A 21,372-nucleotide genomic window follows, 5' to 3' on the forward strand; every position below is an offset into this window, starting at 1 on the left:
AGACCTACTTTACAACGTAACAGTGTTATGTTATGTTGGAGATAGGAAGGAGTTTTCGAAATGAACGAAGAATTAATTTCAAAAAAGGATTTGTTGGAGTTGACGGGAATCTCCTATGGACAGCTGTATCGGTGGAAAAGAAAAGATTTAATTCCTGAGGAGTGGTTTGTAAGAAAATCAACTTTTACCGGGCAAGAAACATTTTTTCCAAAAGAAAAGATTCTAGATAGAATCAATAAAATTCAAACAATGAAGGAAAACCTTTCTCTAGATGAATTAGCGGAAATGTTTTCACCTAATTTGACAGAATTAAATTTACATAAAGATGAATTAATAAAACGTAACATTGTTTCGGATCAAGTAATTCATTTTTATCTAGAAAATGATGTGCGTGGTGCCCAACTTAATTTATCGAGAATATTAGAAGTATTTATTCTCGATAAATTACTTCAATCCGGAGAAATCAATCTGGAAGAAGGAAAAATGATTCTTCAAATGTTAAAAGATAATGAAACAGTTAGTAAGCAAAAAAAATGTGAATTGGTGGTAATCCGTAAGTTAGGGATTTCCAGCTGTCTTTTACTGATCAATGGGGAAGAAATCCATTTTGAAAAGGGAACAAAAGTCATTGCGCAGCTATCTTTTCTTTACCTTATGGAGGAAATAAAAGCGAAATTAGTCGAATAGGATTGAGGTGAATGGAAATGGAAACGGAAAATAGGGGCGACCTAACAATTAATGGTTTTGGAGCATCAAACGGCGGAGCGTTCAATCGCGTTGTTTTAAATGGAAAAGGGACGGTTAACAGTGATATCGACTGCGTTGATTTTGAATGCAATGGAACTGGATTTGTAAATGGAAGCCTTCACTCCAAAACGGCAAGAATAAGCGGTAATGGGAAGGTTGCCGGGAATGTAGAGAGTCAATTTTTGAGTATTGAGGGCAGAGGTAAGATTGAAAAAAACGCTGTTGTCAAAAAATTGAAAATATCGGGGAGTGTAACGGTTAACGGCTCCTTGAAAAGTGAAGAAATCAAAGTGAGAGGCCGTTTCACTGTCGGAGAAGACTGTGAAGCGGAAGTTTTTAAATCAGAATGTCAGTTTACCATCGGTGGTCTTCTAAATGCCGATCAAATTGATGTAAAAATCTACGGGGAATGCAAGGCAGAAGAAATTGGCGGGCAGACGATCACGGTAAAACAGAAAACATCGTTCTTCGGGACTATATTTAAGCCTTTTTTTCAAAATATACTTGAAGCAGACTTAATCGAAGGCGATCATATTGAAATTGAAAACACAAAGGCCAAGATTGTCCGCGGGAATCATGTAAAGATTGGACCAAATTGTACTATTGGGCTGGTTGAATACACGGACACTTTTCATAGAGATAAAAAAGCAATTGTAACTGACAGCAAAAAACTATAAGGGAGGAGGAGCAGTTATGGTGAAAGGTCAAAACCTGGTTATTAATGGCTCTGGAAGTTATTCCGGTGGCAGTTACGATAAAGTGGTCATTAGGGGCGAAGGCACGATTGTAAGTGATATCGAAGGTTCGGTTTTTAAGACATATGGAACAAGCGAAGCGCTGGCAAATGTAAAAGTGGAGTCAATGAGGGTTTTTGGGGAAGCTGAAATAAAAGGCCGGATGACAGCTCAGAAATGCCTCGTTATGGGAACAATGTCGATTGAAAGCCAAGCGGAGATAAAGGAATTAAAAGTCCGCGGAATGCTGGATGCCGGCGAGTATTTAAACGGCGCAAAGGCAGACATAAAGGGAAGCTTATCTGTGGATGGCGATGTTGAATTTGATACGTTTCATTCGATTGGAAGCTTTGAAGTGAATGGACTGTTAAGTGCTGATACGATTACAGTAAGACTGAGGCATTGCCGTAGTTCTGCAGAGGAAATTGGCGGCGGAAACATTACTGTAAAAAGAAAATCCTTACTGATTCCATTTTTAAAGGATGAAGGGCTTCTAATAGCTAAGATAATCGAAGGAGACGATATTTATCTTGAGAATACCGAAGCTGAAATTGTTAGAGGGAATACAGTCAAGATCGGACCAGGCTGTACGATTGGACAGGTGGAATACTCAGACAGCTTTAGCCAAGACACAGATTCAAACGTAAAAGTAAAGACAAAACGGGGATAACGAATATGAGGAACAAAAATAGGGCTTTTCACGAAAAAGTGAAAAGACCCTTTACTTATTTCTGCTTATTTTTTTTTAATTGAAATGAGGAAAGAAGTATTTTTAATCCTGAACCACAATCAAAGGTTGCCAATATGACGAGCAAAATCGCGAAAATGCTCCAACCGCTATCTTGGACATTCTGGATAGCAAAATACGTAAATAATAAGCCTAAAAACAGATAAATGAAGCCGGAAAACAAAGGTGACTTTTTCATAAGAATCCTCCGATAAAATTTTGAATACCATGTGCTGTTCTGCTTAGTCTTTCAATATCGTCTTGATAAACAAATTGGATTAAAACAACAATGGTATTCATTGCTGTGTGAGCAAATATTGGCACTAAAATATGCTTTGTTTTTACATAAAGAAAGGCAAATGTAAATCCCATGGAAGCGTACAAAAGGATGTGCTGCGGTTCGGTATGCGCCAACGCAAAGATGAGTGAACTAATGAGAGCAGAGACGAAGAAGTTAAAGCGTCCATACAGTCCGCCAAAAAGTATTTTACGAAAAATGATCTCTTCTAATATTGGCCCAATAATGGAGCTGACAAGAATGGCCAATGGGAATGTTTGAATGATTTTCAGAATTTGTTTTGTGTTTTCCGACCCGACTGGGACTCCAAAAAACCGTTCAATATTGGCTGCCAGTGTTTGGGCAAACAAAGCCAGAAAAATCCCGAAAATGGCCCATATAACGGATACCCCTAATGAGCTTCCCTTTCGTTCAAAACCTGATAAGCTTATTTCTTTTCTAAGGATAAACAGGACCATAATAAGAGCGATCGAAAAGCTTAAGATCAGCCAATACGGAATCGCATCTGTTTGATCTTTTCCTAAAATATCTAGGAATTTGATCATAAGGGGGACTCCGATAAAGCTCGACAGCTGCATGACAATATAGACAAGTAGGACAAACCAATACTCCCTTTTCAAAATTGCAATCTCCTTCAAATTCAACGATATTTTCTACACTATTATTTATTTTACTCTTACTAAAGCCCCTCTTTCAAATTAGAGCATTTTTTTAAAAATAGGATGTATGATTATCAACTGGGAGTTACATACTTTTAAGGTTGCATAAAGAATCATTAATTTTCTTTATAAATTTTTTTGCTTCTCACTTGCAAAAATTGGTTAGATTAATTATTATAATAATTGTGTTAGCACTCATGATGAGTGAGTGCTAATAATGACAGAAAATATCTTAAATATTTGAGGAGGTTGTTAGATTTGTTAAGACCATTAGGTGATCGTGTTGTCATTGAGCTTGTTGAATTAGAAGAAAAAACTGCAAGCGGTATTGTATTACCAGACACTGCAAAGGAAAAACCTCAAGAAGGTAAAGTTGTTGCCGTTGGTACAGGTCGTGTTCTTGATAGCGGTGAACGTGTAGCACTTGAAGTTTCTGTAGGTGACCGCATTATCTTCTCAAAATATGCTGGTACAGAAGTAAAATACGAGGGTACTGAATACTTAGTTGTCCGTGAAAACGATATTCTTGCTGTAATTGGTAAGTAATTAGATCCGAACAAATTATAAATAAAAATTATGAGGAGGTTTTTATACAATGGCTAAAGAAATTAAATTTAGTGAAGACGCTCGTCGCGCAATGCTTCGCGGTGTAGATGCCTTAGCAAATGCAGTAAAAGTAACTTTAGGACCTAAAGGACGCAACGTGGTTCTTGAGAAAAAATTCGGTTCACCTCTTATTACAAATGATGGTGTAACAATTGCGAAAGAAATTGAATTAGAAGATGCATTCGAAAACATGGGTGCAAAGCTTGTTGCTGAAGTTGCAAGCAAAACAAATGATGTAGCTGGTGACGGTACAACAACTGCAACTGTTCTTGCCCAAGCAATTATTCGTGAAGGCTTAAAGAACGTAACAGCTGGTGCAAATCCAATGGTAATCCGCAAAGGGATTGAAAAAGCTGTCGCAACAGCTATTGAAGAATTAAAAGCAATTTCAAAACCAGTTGAAAACAAAGCTTCTATCGCTCAAGTAGCAGCTATTTCTTCCGGTGACGAAGAAGTAGGTCAATTGATTGCTGAAGCAATGGAACGCGTTGGTAATGATGGCGTTATTACCATTGAAGAATCAAAAGGCTTCACAACTGAATTGGACGTAGTAGAAGGTATGCAATTCGACCGTGGTTATGCATCTCCTTATATGGTAACCAATACTGACAAAATGGAAGCTATTTTAGACAATCCATACATTTTAATTACTGATAAAAAAATCGCAAGCATTCAAGAAATCCTTCCTGTTCTTGAGCAAGTCGTTCAACAAGGTAAACCATTATTGTTGATTGCTGAAGATGTTGAAGGTGAAGCACTTGCTACTTTAGTAGTTAATAAGCTTCGCGGAACATTCAATGCTGTAGCTGTTAAAGCACCTGGTTTTGGCGACCGTCGTAAAGCAATGCTTGAAGATATCGCTGCTTTAACTGGCGCTGAAGTGATTACAGAAGAACTTGGCCGTGACCTTAAATCTGCAACAATTGCTTCTTTAGGCCGTGCTAACAAAGTTGTTGTAACAAAAGAAAATACAACAATCGTTGAAGGTGCAGGCGATTCTGCTGCAATTGCAGGACGCGTAAACCAAATCCGTGTTCAATTAGAAGAAACTACTTCTGAATTTGACCGGGAAAAATTACAAGAGCGCCTTGCTAAATTAGCAGGTGGTGTAGCAGTTATTAAAGTTGGAGCTGCTACTGAAACAGAATTAAAAGAACGCAAGCTTCGCATTGAAGATGCTTTGAACTCAACTCGTGCTGCAGTTGAAGAAGGTATCGTATCCGGTGGTGGCGTTGCTCTTCTAAACGTATACAAAAAAGTAGCTGCAGTTCAAGCTGAAGGTGACGAAGCTACAGGCGTTAACATCGTTCTACGTGCAATTGAAGAACCAGTCCGCACAATTGCTGCGAACGCTGGTCTTGAAGGATCCGTTATCGTTGAACGCTTAAAAAATGAACAAATTGGCACAGGCTTCAACGCTGCTACTGGCCAATGGGTAAACATGATCGATGCTGGTATCGTTGACCCAACAAAAGTAACACGTTCTGCTCTTCAAAACGCTGCATCTGTTGCTGCTATGTTCTTAACAACTGAAGCAGTTGTTGCTGACAAACCAGAACCTGCTGGTGCTGGAATGCCTGACATGGGCGGCATGGGTGGAATGGGCGGAATGGGCGGCATGATGTAAGGCTTTTAAAAGCCTTGCATTTGAGAAATAGTTACAGCTATTTTTCGCCCAAACTGAGAACTACTCACAGTAATAACTTTATTCAATACCAAGGACTACTTCCTATTATTAGGGGGGTAGTCCTTTTTGTGTTGTTAAAATTTGCATATCAAATATAGCTGAATGAATTTGGTTAAACAAAAAATATCGACTTTGTTATTCAAACTCACATTCGGTGGTGTAAGAGATCGGCACAGTAACGTGCCTCCTACTCGATGAAACGCCTTTTGCAAAAGTGATTAACAATTATGCGAAAATTCTCAATTTTGCGAGAAGGCATAGACCTAGGTCTTTGTTTATAAGGAACAACTGTTGGCATGAAACTTGCAACGTTATTAGTAGTGAGAGGAGGAATATTTGATTTACAGAACTACATGATTTTTTTACGTTAGTTAGTATCCAATATTGGATAAAAATAATAAATCGAAAAAGGAGAGACATAAGTGAACATTTATGTGATTATGAAACGTACCTTTGATACCGAAGAAAAAATCATGATTGAAAACGGTAACATCAAGAGCAATGGTGTTGAATTTATCATTAATCCTTATGACGAGTACGCCATCGAAGAAGCGATCGCTCTCAAGGAAAAACACGGCGGTGAAGTGACTGTTCTAACCTTTGGAGAAGAGGAAGCAGAAAAGGAGCTTCGTACCGCTCTTGCAATGGGAGCTGACAAAGCTGTGTTAATTGATAGTGAAAGTTTGGAAGATATTGATCAATTCTCCACTGCTACCATTCTGTCAACCTATTTAAAAGATAAAGAGGCAGATATTATCCTCGCAGGTAACGTAGCTGTTGATGGAGGTTCGGGTCAAGTAGGGCCGCGTGTAGCCGAAATTCTGGGAATCCCGCAGGTCACGTCGATTACCAACCTTGAGATTGATGGTCGAAAAGCCATCATCGTACATGATGTGGAAGGAGACGAAGAAACAATCGAAGTATCACTTCCTGTTTTGGTGACCACTCAACAGGGTTTGAACGAACCTCGATATCCATCCTTACCTGGGATTATGAAAGCAAAAAAGAAACCATTGGAGACACTTGAGTTAGATGACTTAGATATAGAAGAAGATGATATAGAGGCTAAAACGGTAAAGATTGACCGCTTCCTGCCGCCAAGGAAACAACAGGGTAAAGTCTTGGAGGGTGAATTAAATAATCAAGTTCAAGAGCTAGTGTCATTATTAAAATCTGAGGCAAAAGTTATTTAACTTGAGGAGGTAAATTATGAAAAGAAAAATATTAGTTTTAGGTGATATTCGCGAGGGTGTTTTGAGAAATGTCTCATTTGAAGCTGTTGCAGCAGCGAAACTCATTACAGATGGCGGAGAAGTAGTTGCAGCCTTATTTGGAGAATCAATAGGTGATGAAATTTTAACGTTGCTTCACTATGGAGCAGACCGCGTGGTAAAGGTAGAGCATCCGGAATTAAAAGTGTATACAACTGATGCATACCAACAAGCGTTATTTCAAGTAATCGATACAGAAAAGCCAGATGGACTTATTATGGGACATACAGCACAAGGAAAAGACTTATCACCTAGAATTGCGACAAAATTAAATGCCGGACTTGTATCAGATGCGGTCAATATCGAAGTTGTTGATGAAGAGGCTATTTTCACAACCCCAATTTATTCGGGTAAAGCCTTTGAAAAGGTTAAAATTAAAGATGGCATGATTGTCGCAACGGTGCGTCCGAATAATATTACTCCACTCGAAAAAGATGAATCACGTTCCGGTGATGTAAGTAATGTCAAAGCGGACATTAAAGATTTACGTACAACAATTAAGGATATTGTGCGAAAATCAACAGGTGGAATCGATTTGTCTGAAGCAAAAATTATTGTTTCCGGCGGCCGTGGTGTGAAGGCTGCAGAGAACTTTCAACTTTTGGAGGAACTTGCCAATGTACTGGGTGCTGCAGTGGGTGCTTCACGCGGTGCTTGTGATGCAGGTTATTGCGATTATTCTTTACAAATCGGACAAACCGGTAAGGTTGTCACTCCGGATCTCTATATTGCAGTGGGGATATCGGGAGCAATTCAACATTTAGCAGGGATGTCCAATTCAAAAGTTATTGTCGCGATCAATAAGGATCCGGAAGCACCTATTTTTGATGTAGCTGATTATGGTATTGTTGGGGATTTATTCGAGGTTATTCCATTGTTTATTGAAGAAATGAAAAGTGTAGTTGTTAGCTAAGATAGGTACCAGACGCAATATATTCTATATAAATTGAAATTAGGAGGAGTTTTTGATGATGAATTTTGAATTAACTGAAGAACAACAAAGTGTGCAAAAAATGGTGAGGAAGTTTGTTGATAAAGAAATTATCCCGTACATTCAAGAGTGGGATCGCAATCATGAATTTCAACCTTCTATTATGAAAAAATTGTCTGAATTGCAGCTAATGGGTGTTTGTATTCCAGAGGAATACGGCGGAGCCGGCATGGATTATAATACACTTGCCATTGTTTGTGCAGAATTAGAACGTGGCGATACGGCATATCGTACAGCTGTTTCTGTTCATACCGGTTTAAACAGTATGACATTATTACAATGGGGCAATGAAGAGCAAAAACAAAAGTACTTGGTACCTCAGGCAAAAGGAGAAAAGATTGGTGCGTTTGGTTTGACGGAACCAGATGCCGGAAGTGATGTAGCCGCAATGAAAACAATAGCACGAAGAGACGGGGATGCTTATATTCTTAATGGTTCAAAAACATGGATTTCCCTATGTGATTATGCAGATAATTTTTTGATTTTTGCGAAAACAGATCGTGACACAGCACATAAAGGGATTACTGCTTTCATCGTTGAACGTACATTTCCTGGAGTATCAACAAAGGGATTTAAGGGTAAATTAGGTATCCGTGCAGGGAATACAGGCGAAGTCTTTTTATCTGATGTAAGAGTACCTGTAGAAAATAGGCTCGGTGAAGAAGGAGAAGGTTTTAAAATTGCTATGGCTGCACTAGATAATGGACGTTTTACCGTTGCTGCAGGGGCTGTTGGTTTAATTGAAGCCAGCCTTGAAGCTAGCGTGAAATATTGCCATGAGAGAAAAACATTTGGAAAAGAGATCGGGAAACACCAGCTTGTTCAACAGATGATTGCGAAAATGAGTGCTGATCTTGAGATTTCCAGTTTGCTGGTTTATAAGGCTGGCTTTTTGAAAAATCAAGGGAAACGTAATACAAAAGAAACGTCATTAGCGAAATGGATTGCGTGTAATGCAGCGTTTGAGGCAGCAAATAACGCGGTTCAAGTCCACGGTGCATACGGTTACTCCGATGAATATCCAGTTGAGCGTTTTCTTCGAAACTCTAAAGCGCCAGTGATTTACGAGGGAACAAGAGAGATTCATACAATTATGCAGGGTGAATATGCGTTGGGGTATCGTGAAGATAAGCCACTTCGAAAAATGCTTCCTGCATGGCCTTTTGAGGAGGTTTCTCTACAAAAATAAAAAAAGTAGACAATTTTATACGAAAAAGGACCATACTCCCAAGTTTTGGTGTATGGTCTTTTTTTGTCAGTTTTAAAACTAGCATACTATTTAATTATTTTAATAAAAATGACAAAGTTTACTTGCTCCTAGAAATGGAAACGATTACTTTTATTTTTTTATTATTTGTTATATACTAATAATTGAGAAAATTTTGTCAAAAAATATTTTGATATATTGATATTTTAGAAATTTTGTCAAAAAGGGGGATTCTTGATGAGTTTAACCAATTCAGAATTGCTTATCGGGCAAATAGCCCGTTTACAGCGGATTTATACAGAAGATGATCTTCAACAATGCAATGAATTAACAAAAGATTTTAATCCAATCTATCAACGACATGATGTTGGTTTGAAGAATGGGTATTCTCAGGCAATTATTCCTGCGCTATTGGTGGAGGGCTTAATCTCACAAGTGATTACCGATAAACTACCGGGATGTGCTTGCGTATTACTACAAAAAGAAATGATTTATTATCATCCGGTGTATATTGGAGATGAGATAACCGCCGAATTGACGATTATTGATATTAATCATGAAAGAGACTGGGTTACGCAAAAGGTGATATGCTTTAATCAAAATGGAACTGAGGTTATTAAGGGACAAGTTGTCATTTATGTTACCGGGAAGGTGATATAAATTGGAAAAAGCAATTCATTTAATAGAAGATTGGGGATATCTTGAAGTTGATGACAGTGGGAGATTGATTTACGTTAGTCTAGACTTTTGTGAACACTTTTCAATTAATAGGAATGATATCTTAGGCGGTTCGATTCATGATGTAATCCATGGGATGTATGGTCGAAAGCGTAAAAGGGTCTTCTTTGGTGTGATCTCTGGGATTAATTGTATCATAAGAGTAACGAAAAAAGGGCATCGGGAAATTTATCGGGTATTAGTCCGCGATGGGGATATCGAGCATTATGAAATGGTATCTTTCATGCATACGATTGATTTAGAAAAAATGAACAAAAAAAAGCCACACCAAAATAAATATAGTTTTGAAGAAATAATTGGCAATAGTCAGGCGATTAACAACGCTAAAGAATTAGCTACTCGAATCGCTACTAGTAATTCAACAGTGCTGCTGACAGGGGAAAGTGGGACAGGTAAGGAATTATTCGCTCAAGCGATTCATGGTATAAGCACTAGGAAAAATAATCCTTTTATTGCAGTGAATTGTGCCGCGATCCCTGGGGAATTATTTGAATCAGAGCTTTTTGGCTATGAACCAGGAGCGTTTAGTGGAGCCAAAAAAGAAGGAAAGCCTGGAAAAATTGAATTAGCCATGAATGGAACCCTTTTTCTTGATGAAATTTCTGAACTCCCTTATGAGGCACAAGGAAAGCTGCTTCGAGTCTTGCAGGAAAAAGAAGTTGAACGGGTTGGGGGAACAGTTAGTAAACACATTGATATCCGTATTATTGCCGCAACAAATCGTGACTTAGGACAACTTGTAGAGGAAGGGAAGTTTAGACAGGATTTATTTTATCGTCTATATGTCTTTGATTTAACGATCCCCTCACTGCGTGAAAGGGTAGATGACATTCTTCCATTAGCTTTTTATTTTATCGATTATTTTAATCTGCAGTTTGATCTTGAAGTGAAACATATCGATTCCAAGCTTCATAATTGGATGCTGAATTATGATTGGCCTGGAAATGTTCGTGAATTAAAGGCTGTTATTGAACGGGGAATGAATATTGTGGAGGGAGACACCCTATCGATGAATGATCTCTATTTTTCAACTCAGGTGTCTACTAATCCAACAAATAGGAAAACCGTGCCTCTGCAAAGTTTAGAGGAAGAAGTAAGAGCCGCAGAGATAAACGCAATTCAACGAGCATTACAAGAAGCGGATGGGGATCGATCTCTAGCTGCTCAAAAGCTAAAAATTCATATTGCGAGCTTGTATAGAAAAATAGCTAAGTACAACCTGAAATAATACAAAAAATACACACTACTTAGTAGTGTGTATTTTTTGTATCAGAATTTGTAGGACCACAAAAGTAAGGTTAAAAAAGTAAAATCATTTTTCCTTTTTCGTACTAATAATTCGTAATTATTAAGGAAATTGACTGTTAACTTAATGACGTGATGATCATGGCTTTGATTTATTTTCGATAAATTAAATTGTTGAAAAATTCAAACTATTATTCTATACTTATATTATTATCCGATGACAGCAACAGCATTGCTGCATGACCGGTTTGAATTGGTGAAGATCATTCTATTTAATAGACTTTGTTCACTCGATCCCCTTAGCAGGAAGACGAGCCTTGGAGGAGTCAGTAAAACAATCAATGTGAGAGCATTGTTGTTTTTACTGGCTCTTTTTTATTAACAAAGGATGTAAAGGGGGTGGACTAAGACTGATTTCGGATCAAGTATCAATTGATCAAGAGCGAACGTGTAATTGATAGAGGTAGTACCTCCAATTTGTTAAAAAAATTTGATTTTACTTAAATATTAAGAGGGTGTTAATCAATGGATCTTCTCGTTATACTACTAGCTCTAGGGCTTCTTATGCTCATTGCCTATCGCGGTTTCTCTGTTATTTTATTCGCTCCACTTTGTGCATTGCTTGCTGTTTTGTTGACAGAACCAAATTACGTTTTACCTTTTTTCTCTAATGTATTTATGGAAAAAATGGTTGGCTTTCTTAAGCTTTACTTTCCAGTTTTCCTTCTGGGAGCCATTTTTGGAAAAGTAGTTGAAATGGCTGGTGTGGCTCAGTCTATTGCTAAAACAATCGTGCAAATGGTTGGGGAAAAGCAGGCAATATTAGCGATTGTCTTGATGTCTGCGATCATGACTTATAGTGGAGTAAGCGTGTTCGTTGTGGTGTTTGCAGTTTATCCATTTTCTGTAAACTTATTCCGAGAAGCGAATATACCTAAAAGACTTATTCCAGGAACGATCGCTTTAGGAGCTTTTTCCTTTACAATGGATGCTTTACCTGGAACACCGCAAATTCAAAATGTCATTCCTACGACATTCTTCAAGACTGATATTTATGCGGCTCCTACCCTCGGAATCATTGGTTCTATATTTGTATTTATTGTAGGGATGCTTTATTTGGAATCACGTCGAAAGAAAGCGCAAGCAAATGGTGAGAACTACTACGGATTTGGGGACGCTCGGTTGGACGCTGCTTTAGCCGAAAAGGAAATGTCTGCGGCTGCGGAAACAATGACATTGCAAGCTGAGAGAACGATGGAAGTTCCGTCTAGTGTGGTTCGTCAATTATTGGCCTTCTTGCCCCTAATTCTTGTAGGGGCAACAAACAAGCTTTTTACCAAGTCTATTCCGAAGTGGTATCCAAATGGCTTTGACTTTTCCATCATTGGGTTGGAATCGTTTGGTAAAGTGCAGCTTTCTGGGGTCGTCGGAATATGGGCAGTGGAAATGGCGCTTGTAATTGGGATTATATCAGCCATTGCATTTAATTGGAAAGAGGTAATTACAAAATTCCAATCCGGAATAAACGCCAGCATTGGAGGAGCAACACTTGCTGCAATGAACACAGGTGCGGAGTATGGGTTTGGAGCAGTAATTGCGGCACTTCCTGGTTTTAGCATTGTTCGTGATGGCATTTCACAAACGTTTACCAATCCCCTTGTAAACGGAGCAATTACAACCAATGTTCTAGCAGGAATTACGGGTTCCGCTTCAGGGGGAATGGGGATTGCCTTAAGTGCCATGTCTGAAAAATATCTTGAGGCTGCAGTGAAGTATAATATTCCCCCAGAAGTTATGCATCGTGTTATTTCAATGGCCTCGGGGGGGATGGATACTTTGCCCCATAACGGCGGGATTATTACCCTTCTTGCCGTAACAGGATTAACCCATAAACAGGCCTATCGCGATATTTTTGCTATTACGGTGTTAAAAATCTTAGCATGTTTCTTTGTGATCGGGGTTTATAGCCTAACTGGAATTGTATAAGTATGAATGATAGGGACACCTGACCAAGGATTCGCGATATGGATTATGTAATGATACAAAATGGTGACATTAAGGGGACAGAGGTTAAAATCAAGAGTATTACTGTTAAAGTTGCAAAATGAACCCAATTACCGGAGTAGTTTGTTACTATATTGGAGCGATTAAACCAAATACGGATAATAGCAGAACAGTCTGTCATTAGATTCAAAAACTATTTGCACATTACATTAGTAGTGTGTATTTTTTTGTATCTGAATTAGTAGGTCTACTACAAGAGTACTCTTATAAGTCTCTCATTTTTGCATTTTTGCACAAATGATTCTTAATTTTGAGAAAATTATTAAGTTTGCGATATTTATAAGATTATGATGCTTATTTTAACAAGAATATACGTTGGCACAGAACTTGCAACATTAAATAAGTGAAAGGAGGGAAAACATTATTTAATTTTTCTTTTACAGAAAACAAGTAACGACCGTAATTTGAAGCAAAGAGTGGAAACTCAGCATTACTGAAAAAAACTAATAAAGAAAACGAAACAAAGAAAATGGAGGAATGAAAAATGGAATTAATGGAAGTATTGTATGAAAAAACGAATGGAATAGCAAAGATCACAATTAATCGACCTCAGGCTTACAATGCTTTTACAGGACGTACGATTAGAGAATTAATTTGGTCTTTCCGCGATGCTTGGGATGATAACCAGGTTGGTGTTGTTATTTTAACGGGTGCTGGCGAGAAAGCATTTTGTACAGGTGGGGATCAGAAGGAAAAGGGAGATGAGGGGGGTTACGATTATAACGGAGGATTAGGTGGTGGCATCGGCCTTGAAATTGAGACCTTGCATCAAACCATTCGGAATATTCCAAAGCCTGTGATTGCGGCAGTAAATGGATATGCGATTGGCGGAGGGCATGTCCTACATGTCATTTGTGATATGACGATTGCTTCAGAAACAGCCAAGTTTGGACAAGCCGGACCGAAAGTAGGAAGCTATGATGCTGGTTTCGGATCTACTTATTTAGCAAGAGTAGTTGGGGAAAAGAAAGCGAGAGAAATTTGGTACTTATGTGAGCAGTATACTGCACAAGAAGCTAAGGAAATGGGCCTTGTGAATAAAGTGGTTCCAGCGGAAGAGCTTCAAGCGGCTGCAGAAGAATGGGCTACTAAGATTCTTGCGAAAAGTCCGACAGCGCTTAAAATGCTTAAATATTCATTTAATGCTGATAGCGCCCACATCCAAGGGATTTCTCAACTTGCAATGGGCAGTCTAGCCATGTTCTACAACACAAACGAGTCTGCTGAAGGAATGAATGCGTTTCTTGAAAGAAGATCTGCAGATTTTAGTAAGTTTAGAAAATAACTAGGAGATGGTGAGGTTCGTGAAATTTGAAACGATTTTGAGTCCTGAATATATTGAAAAATATCAGTCCGATTGGCCAAATAAAACGATTCTCGATTATCTTAATGATGCTATTGCAAAATTTCCAGACAAAGTGGCGATAATCGATAAAAAGAGCCGTTATACGTTCCGTGAACTCGGGAAAATGGTCGACCGTGTTGCCTTAGGAATGCTGGAATTAGGCTTAGGAAAAGGCGATGTCATTTCGATTCAACTGCCAAACTGGAATGAATTTATTATTCTTCACTATGCGGCAACGAGAATTGGTGCCATTACGAATCCATTGATTCCGATTTATCGAGATCGGGAAATTGGTTATATGGTTGGAATGGCTGAGTCGAAGATGATTGTCGTTCCCGATGAATTTCGCGGATTTGATTATCCAGCCATGATTGATAGATTGTCTCACCAATGGCCGTTACTTGAGCATGTGTATGTCATTGGCGAGAATGTACCTGCTCACATGAAGCCGCTCGCATCATTGTTTGATAAACCTTGGGAAGAAATTCACGATCGGGCCCTATTAGATGAAATCACTCATGATCCAAATGATGTAACCGAAATTATTTTTACGTCTGGTACAACAGGAAATCCAAAAGGGGTTATGCATACACATAATACCATTTGTGTCTCAACCAATTACTGGATTGATCATTTGCAATTAACCTCTGACGATGTCATGTTCATGGCCTCAACCTTTGCCCACCAAACTGGGTTTGGGTATGGTGTGCGCCTTCCGACTACGATCGGAGGAACAGGTGTTTATCAAGATATTTGGAACCCGTTAGAATTTATTGAACTAATTGAGGAGGAAGGAATTACTTTTACAGCCAGTGCGACTCCATTCCTGCAGGACATCATGCAATTGGAAGGAGTTGAAAGTCGAAACATTGATTCACTAAGAGTATTTGCAGCTATGGGTGCACCGATTCCAATGGCGTTGGTAAAAGAAGCTTCTAAAAAAGTGAGTTTTGCCATTCTTGCCGGTTGGGGTTCAACGGAATGTGGTCTCGTTACTTTGACAAAGATTGAAGATTCTGAAGAAAAACTGACAGGTACTGACGGTATAGCGCTTGATAGTATGGAAGTAAAGGTCATTGATTCAAACGGAGACCCTTGTCCACCTAATCAAGAAGGAGCCCTTCTTAGCAGAGGACCAGCCCTATTTGTTGGCTATTTGAATAATTTCGAAGGTACCATGTCTGAGTTTCAGGATGGATGGTTTCTCACAGGGGATCGTGCGTTTATGGATGAAGATGGTTACATTCGAATTACGGGGCGAAATAAAGATATTATCATTCGTGGTGGTGAAAATATCCCTGTTGCCTATGTTGAAAATGTATTGTACGAACATGAGGACATCATGGATGCGCAGCTTATCGCACTGCCTGATCCAAGGCTGCAAGAGAAGGCGTGCGCAGTCATTAGCATGAAACCTGAAAGGACGCCTCTGAATCTACCATTATTGCAAGAATACCTAAAGCTAAAAGGGGTTGCTAAGCAATATTGGCCAGAGTATCTGGAAATTGTTGAGGAATACCCTAGAACTGCCAGTGGAAAAATTCAAAAGTTCCACTTGAGAGAAAAGATTCTTCAGCAATTAAGTGAACAGAAATTAAATTAATAGAGTGATAGAGTAATAGTTTATTCAAATTTAATCATTTAACTAAGAAACCGGAGGGAAATATAATGACAAAAAAAGTAGCCTTTATTACTGGAGCAGGACGTGGAATAGGAAGAGAGATTGCGAAAACATTAGCTTCTCGAGGAATGGATATTATTGTAACCGATGTCAATATTGATAATGCAAATGAAACGGTCTCTATTGTCGAAAAAGAAGGAGGAAAGGCAGTTGCAGTTTATTGCGACGTAACAAAGCTTGAGAGTGTCCAGGAAGCAGTAGGAGCCTCACTTGCCCATTTTGGAAAAATTGATGTACTCGTGAACAATGCAGGATGGGATAAGGTTGAACCATTTTTAAAAAGTGAACCAACCACATGGAAGCTGATTATGGATATTAATTTGATGGGGCAAATTCATACTTGTAAAGAAATTTTACCTATTATGATTGAAAATGGTTGCGGCAAGGTAGTTAATATTGCTTCTGATTCGGGTAGAGTGGGTTCAAGCGGTGAGGCAGTCTACTCGGCTGCTAAAGGAGGCGTCATTGCTTTTACCAAAACGATGGCACGAGAAATGGCAAGACATAAGATCAATGTAAATTGTATTTCCCCAGGACCTAGTAATACCCCTCTTTTTGAAGAAATTGGTTCTTATAATGAAGGGATTGCAACAGCACTTGAAAAAGCTATTCCATTTAGACGTTTAGCACAACCAAGTGATATTGCAAATGGGGTCGCTTTCCTTGTGTCAGAAGAAGCAGATTATGTAACAGGTCAAACCCTTTCAGTCAATGGCGGATTAGCGATGGTTTAATTTTGAAAATTCAAAAAAATAGATATTCGAATAGATGAATAGTTTGGGAAAAATTATTTGTCCCTCTTCTCACAAGCTGCATTAGGTAGCTAACTTCAATTTATTGGAAAATGCTACCCATGCAGCTCATAAAAAAGAGGTCGGATTCTATCTGACATTCAAAAGAATATATCGCAGCTCAGGTTACAACGGAAATATCATTAAAGGAGGAGTTCATCATGATCTATGAAAATTTAATTGTTGAAAAAGGAAATCACATTGGATTTATTAAAATCAATCGCCCCGAAGTGAGAAATGCCTTGAATAATGAAACAGTAACAGAAATTTTATCTGCTTTTGAAGAGTTAGAGAATGATCAGGAAATCGGTGTGATTGTATTTACCGGAGTGGGTGAAAAGGCATTTGCAGCAGGAGCAGATATAAACCAGCTAACAACAAGGAAAGCAACTGAAGCATTTAAAACGGGAAGTATGAGCGATGTGTATCGCCGCATTGAAAATAGTAAAAAAGCAACGATTGCAGCTATTAATGGGTTTGCTCTTGGCGGTGGATCTGAACTGGCAATGAGCTGTGATATTCGGATGGCGTCCGACAATGCAAAATTCGGATTGCCTGAGTTAAACTTAGCAGTCATTCCTGGTGCAGGAGGAACACAGCGGTTAACTCGAATCATTGGAAAAGGCCGTGCGATGAATATGATTTTAACAGGAGAATTGATCTCTGCGAGTGAGGCAAAGGCGATCGGCCTAGTAACTGATGTAGTTCCGCTAGAGGTATTAATGGATGCTGTGATCGAAAAGGCCGAAAAAATCTTAGCTAAAGGCCCTCTTGCTATTCAAATGGCAAAGCTTGTGGTGAATCGAGGCTTTGAGGTGGATATGGATACTGGATTATTGATTGAAAGCTTGGCACAAGCTTTTCTTTATACAACAGAAGATAAGGTAGAAGGAACGAAAGCTTTTCTTGAAAAAAGACAGCCATCCTTTTCAGGAAATTAAATGAAGAAACTGATTTCTTATTAATATTTTGTAAATAAGAAGTCCAGTTTCCACTTTAGGAGGAGAAGTTAGATGGAACTTGATTTGAAAGGAAAGAATGTCTTCATAACCGGTGCAGCTAAAGGGATTGGCAGAGGAATTGCATTCGCAGCAGCTGCTGAGGGAGCGAATATTGCTTTACACTATCTTAGCTCTGAAGAGGAAGCCGTTCATACGGCTAACAAAATCAAAAGTGCTTTTGGTGTGAACGTTCACCTTGTTAAAGGGGATATCGCAAACATTGAAGATGTCATAAGGATGAAGGAGGAACTGTATCAAGGGTTAGGCGGGATTGATTGTATCGTAAACAATGCTGGTTTTGACCAGATGAGAACGTTTTTTCAATATCAACCAGATGAGTGGAAACGAGAAGTTGATGTTTGCTTTTATGGAGTTTTGAATTTAGTCCATACTTTTATCCCTGAAATGATGGAAAAGAAGCAAGGGAAGTTGATTAATATTGTAGGTGATTCAGCTCGGACTGGGGACAAACATTTAATTCTATCCGCAGCTGCCAGGAATGGTGCCATTAGTTTCATCAAATCATTAGCACAGGATGTAGGGAAAAGCAATGTCCAATGTAACACAGTAGCACTTGGAATGGTCGACAGCCGTTCACTAAATTTTAACGAGGCAACATTAGAAAAAATGGTAAGACAATATCCTTTGAAGCGGCTTGGAAAAGTGGATGATGTAACAGGAATCATTTTATTTTTACTATCTAATCATGCTGACTGGATAACAGGGCAAGTGATACCGGTAAATGGCGGCTATAGTATGCTAGGATAATTGCTTATTGCGAGGCAGCCTACAGGAGAAACAGTTCGATTCGTAAAAAGTTTAACCAAAAAAAGGGGTGTTGACTAAATGGAAGTTAGACTGATTAAAAAAGAACTCCTATACGAAGATATTCAAATAGGAGATACGGATTCATTTACTAAAACAATTACTGAGTATGATATTGTTCAATTTGCTAGGCTAACGGGTGATTTTAATCCGGTACACCTTGATCCAGAATATGCTAAAAATACACCTTTTAAAGAAAGAATTGCCCATGGTATTTTATCAGGTAGTATTATTTCTACTGTACTTGGAATGAGGCTTCCTGGGACGAACACGATCTATTTGTCCCAAAACTTTAAGTTTCTTGCACCTGTAAAAATTGGAGATACGATAAAGGCCAATGTCGAGGTAGTGGAAAAGAGGGATGATAAGAAAATCATTAAGTTAAAAACACATGTGATGAATCAACATATGGAGATAGTAGTAGATGGGGAAGCGGTAGTCATGAAACTATAGGTTGTAAAGAGGAAATAGGGTAAGGAATCGAAATTTCCGCTTGCTAAAGAACCCAAATATGAATACATATTTGCGTTTACTTCCTCTACTAAAATATCGAAATAGATGTAATCGAAGGGGGATGAAAAGGATGTTCTCATTACTGAATTTACTTGCTTACCTAACTGTGGCAGGATATGCCGTGTACTTATTTGTCAATCTTCTATATACCCGGATTTTATTTATAAAGCTTGGTAAAAAAGCAGAATTTGAACCAAACCTGAAAGAACGAATTAATCTGATCTTGATCAATGGCTTCGGTCAAAAGAAATTATTCAAAGACAAGAAAAGCGGTTTGATGCATCTTATACTATTTTATACCTTTTTTATCATTCAAATTGGACTTATAGAGCTCATCATAAAAGGATTTATTACAGGGTATGAATTTCCTTTTGGTGAGGCCCATAAATATTTCAGTCTTCTGCAGGAGTGGGCTACATTCCTTATGTTGTTGGCTGTGATATATGGATTTTACCGCCGTTATGGAGAAAAGTTAAAGCGATTACAATGGAAGCGAGATGGCAAAGCAGCTTTTGTCTATATCGCCTTAATTACTTTAACTTCATCCATCCTGCTTACATTGGGATTTGAAGCAATTATGGTAGGACATGAACCAAACCTTGTATATGCTCCATTCTCTGGTTCTATTGCGATGTTGTTCTCTGGAATCGGTACAACAGTTGGCACTGTGTTGTTTTATGCATTTTGGTGGGTTCATATGTTTACTGTATTCACATTCCTAGTGTTTGTACCGCAGTCCAAGCAATTTCATGAATTATTTGCCATGGTCAATATCTTTTTTAAAAAACAAGGCCCTGTTGGGAAACTAAAAAAGATTGACTTTGAGGATGAGTCAGCTGAAACATTTGGTGTTGGGAAAATTGAGGATTTTGCACAGAATCAGTTAATTGATCTTTATGCCTGTGCAGAGTGTGGACGATGTACCAATATGTGTCCAGCTTCAGGAACCGGAAAAGTGTTATCTCCAATGGACCTTATTGTGAAAATGAGGGATCATTTGACAGAAAAAGGAGCAGCGATTACTTCTAGACAGCCATGGGTACCTACCTTTGCCTTTAAAAACACAAAGGGATATCAATTGGCAATAGCGGGTGTCGGAGCTCGCGAAACTGCAGCGACAATCGAAAATATTAGCTTAATTGGAGATGTCATTACAGAAGAAGAAATCTGGGCATGTACAACTTGCCGAAACTGTGAAGACCAATGTCCAGTCATGAATGAGCATGTCGATAAAATTATCGATTTGCGACGTTACCTTGTCTTAACTGAGGGGAAAATGAATTCAGATGCTCAGCGCGCGATCACAAATATCGAGCGACAAGGAAATCCATGGGGAATTAATAAAAAAGAGCGTGAAAATTGGCGTGATGGCCGAGAAGATATTCAAGTTCCAACGGTTAAAGAAATGGAAAAATCTGAACAAGAATTCGAATATTTATTCTTCGTTGGTTCCATGGGATCCTATGATAACCGCAGTCAAAAGATTGCCCAGTCATTTGCCCATGTGATGAATGTAGCAGGAATTAAATTTGCGATCCTTGGTAATAAAGAGAAAAATTCAGGTGATACACCTCGACGAATTGGAAATGAGTTCTTATTCCAGGAATTAGCATCTGCCAATATTGACACCTTTCAAAAGCATAACGTGAAGAAAATTGTAACCATTGATCCACATGCTTATAACTCCTTTAAAAATGAATATCCGGAATTTGGTCTTGAGGCTGAAGTCTATCACCATACAGAATTGCTGTATCAATGGATCAAAGAAGGAAGAATAACTTTTACAAAAGAACTAAATGAAGTGATTACGTATCATGACTCTTGTTATTTAGGTCGCTACAATACGGTCTATGATCCACCTCGTGAAATATTAAAAGCAATACCAGGGGTAAAATTGGTTGAGGCTGAACGCAACCGTGAAAACGGCATGTGCTGTGGAGCTGGCGGCGGGATGATGTGGACAGAGGAGAAGACGGGAAAAAGAGTTAATGTGGCAAGAACAGAACAGCTTCTTGAGGCAAAACCAACCATGATTGGTACGGGATGTCCATATTGTTTAACGATGATCAGTGATGGTGTTAAAGCCAAAGAATTAGAAGAAACGATAGGAAACTTTGATATCGTTGAAATTGTAGAAAAAGCACTGTAACTAAAAAGAATAACCACCATCAGTATGATCAAAACCCAATTGATGAAAGCTATACCTTATTTGAAAAATTCTTAATCTTGCAAAATTGATTCT

At 38.6% G+C, this 21,372-nt stretch carries 20 protein-coding genes; 18 read left to right on the forward strand and 2 right to left on the reverse strand.

Annotated features, from left to right (window positions below):
- Positions 1–60: 60 nt before the first annotated feature.
- The 3 genes from JN080_RS20575 to JN080_RS20585 are packed head-to-tail and all read left to right on the forward strand — an operon-like array spanning position 61 to position 2,151.
- Positions 61–687: a YhbD family protein gene (locus tag JN080_RS20575; RefSeq protein WP_256237853.1), complete on the forward strand. Its 627-nt coding sequence runs from the start codon at positions 61–63 to the stop codon at positions 685–687.
- Between the two features lie 17 nt (positions 688–704).
- Entirely contained in the window at positions 705–1,424 is a 720-nt protein-coding gene (locus JN080_RS20580) for a polymer-forming cytoskeletal protein (RefSeq protein WP_256237854.1), read from the forward strand.
- A gap of 16 nt (positions 1,425–1,440) precedes the next feature.
- On the forward strand, positions 1,441–2,151 hold the full coding sequence (locus JN080_RS20585) for a cytoplasmic protein (protein WP_256237855.1): 711 nt from the start codon (positions 1,441–1,443) through the stop codon (positions 2,149–2,151).
- A 55-nt stretch (positions 2,152–2,206) separates the two neighbouring features.
- On the opposite strand, the gene JN080_RS20590 is transcribed toward JN080_RS20585, so the two are convergent.
- On the reverse strand, positions 2,207–2,407 hold the full coding sequence (locus JN080_RS20590; protein WP_256237856.1) for a YdiK family protein: 201 nt from the start codon (positions 2,405–2,407) through the stop codon (positions 2,207–2,209).
- The gene (locus tag JN080_RS20595) at positions 2,404–3,126 is read right to left on the reverse strand and encodes a CPBP family intramembrane glutamic endopeptidase (protein WP_256237857.1); all 723 of its coding nucleotides are present in this window, start codon (positions 3,124–3,126) and stop codon (positions 2,404–2,406) included. Before JN080_RS20595 ends, JN080_RS20590 begins: the two co-directional genes overlap by 4 nt.
- A gap of 297 nt (positions 3,127–3,423) precedes the next feature.
- On the opposite strand from JN080_RS20595, the gene groES reads away from it, so the two are divergent.
- From groES to JN080_RS20670, 15 genes are all read left to right on the forward strand, one after another.
- Complete coding sequence (gene groES, locus JN080_RS20600; protein ID WP_256237858.1) at positions 3,424–3,711, forward strand: co-chaperone GroES; 288 nt, start codon at positions 3,424–3,426, stop codon at positions 3,709–3,711.
- Between the two features lie 49 nt (positions 3,712–3,760).
- Positions 3,761–5,398: a chaperonin GroEL gene (gene groL / locus JN080_RS20605; protein WP_256237859.1), complete on the forward strand. Its 1,638-nt coding sequence runs from the start codon at positions 3,761–3,763 to the stop codon at positions 5,396–5,398.
- Between the two features lie 482 nt (positions 5,399–5,880).
- Positions 5,881–6,651, forward strand: a complete 771-nt coding sequence (locus JN080_RS20610; RefSeq protein ID WP_256237860.1) for an electron transfer flavoprotein subunit beta/FixA family protein — start codon at positions 5,881–5,883, stop codon at positions 6,649–6,651.
- A gap of 16 nt (positions 6,652–6,667) precedes the next feature.
- On the forward strand, positions 6,668–7,642 hold the full coding sequence (locus JN080_RS20615) for an electron transfer flavoprotein subunit alpha/FixB family protein (protein WP_256237861.1): 975 nt from the start codon (positions 6,668–6,670) through the stop codon (positions 7,640–7,642).
- A gap of 58 nt (positions 7,643–7,700) precedes the next feature.
- Entirely contained in the window at positions 7,701–8,909 is a 1,209-nt protein-coding gene (locus JN080_RS20620) for an acyl-CoA dehydrogenase family protein (RefSeq protein WP_256237889.1), read from the forward strand.
- Positions 8,910–9,164: 255 nt separating this feature from the next.
- Positions 9,165–9,587 carry a hotdog family protein gene (locus tag JN080_RS20625; RefSeq protein WP_256237862.1) on the forward strand — a complete coding sequence of 141 codons (423 nt, stop codon included), beginning with the start codon at positions 9,165–9,167 and terminating at the stop codon, positions 9,585–9,587.
- Between the two features lies 1 nt (position 9,588).
- Positions 9,589–10,893: a sigma-54 interaction domain-containing protein gene (locus JN080_RS20630; protein ID WP_256237863.1), complete on the forward strand. Its 1,305-nt coding sequence runs from the start codon at positions 9,589–9,591 to the stop codon at positions 10,891–10,893.
- Positions 10,894–11,435: 542 nt separating this feature from the next.
- Positions 11,436–12,896 carry a GntP family permease gene (locus tag JN080_RS20635; protein WP_256237864.1) on the forward strand — a complete coding sequence of 487 codons (1,461 nt, stop codon included), beginning with the start codon at positions 11,436–11,438 and terminating at the stop codon, positions 12,894–12,896.
- A gap of 562 nt (positions 12,897–13,458) precedes the next feature.
- Positions 13,459–14,259, forward strand: coding sequence for a 1,4-dihydroxy-2-naphthoyl-CoA synthase (menB, locus tag JN080_RS20640; RefSeq protein WP_256237865.1), 801 nt, complete (start codon positions 13,459–13,461; stop codon positions 14,257–14,259).
- A gap of 19 nt (positions 14,260–14,278) precedes the next feature.
- Positions 14,279–15,922, forward strand: coding sequence for an AMP-binding protein (locus JN080_RS20645; protein ID WP_256237866.1), 1,644 nt, complete (start codon positions 14,279–14,281; stop codon positions 15,920–15,922).
- A gap of 65 nt (positions 15,923–15,987) precedes the next feature.
- Positions 15,988–16,734, forward strand: a complete 747-nt coding sequence (locus tag JN080_RS20650; RefSeq protein WP_256237867.1) for an SDR family NAD(P)-dependent oxidoreductase — start codon at positions 15,988–15,990, stop codon at positions 16,732–16,734.
- Positions 16,735–16,952: 218 nt separating this feature from the next.
- Positions 16,953–17,732, forward strand: coding sequence for an enoyl-CoA hydratase/isomerase family protein (locus JN080_RS20655; protein ID WP_256237868.1), 780 nt, complete (start codon positions 16,953–16,955; stop codon positions 17,730–17,732).
- Positions 17,733–17,804: 72 nt separating this feature from the next.
- Positions 17,805–18,560, forward strand: a complete 756-nt coding sequence (locus JN080_RS20660) for an SDR family NAD(P)-dependent oxidoreductase (protein ID WP_256237869.1) — start codon at positions 17,805–17,807, stop codon at positions 18,558–18,560.
- Between the two features lie 78 nt (positions 18,561–18,638).
- Positions 18,639–19,070 carry a MaoC family dehydratase gene (locus tag JN080_RS20665; protein WP_256237870.1) on the forward strand — a complete coding sequence of 144 codons (432 nt, stop codon included), beginning with the start codon at positions 18,639–18,641 and terminating at the stop codon, positions 19,068–19,070.
- Between the two features lie 130 nt (positions 19,071–19,200).
- Positions 19,201–21,279, forward strand: coding sequence for a (Fe-S)-binding protein (locus JN080_RS20670; RefSeq protein ID WP_256237871.1), 2,079 nt, complete (start codon positions 19,201–19,203; stop codon positions 21,277–21,279).
- The last annotated feature ends 93 nt before the right edge of the window (positions 21,280–21,372 follow it).

The sequence above is a fragment of the Bacillus sp. EB600 genome, from assembly GCF_024494385.1.
Classification (GTDB): domain Bacteria; phylum Bacillota; class Bacilli; order Bacillales; family Cytobacillaceae; genus JAEVLT01.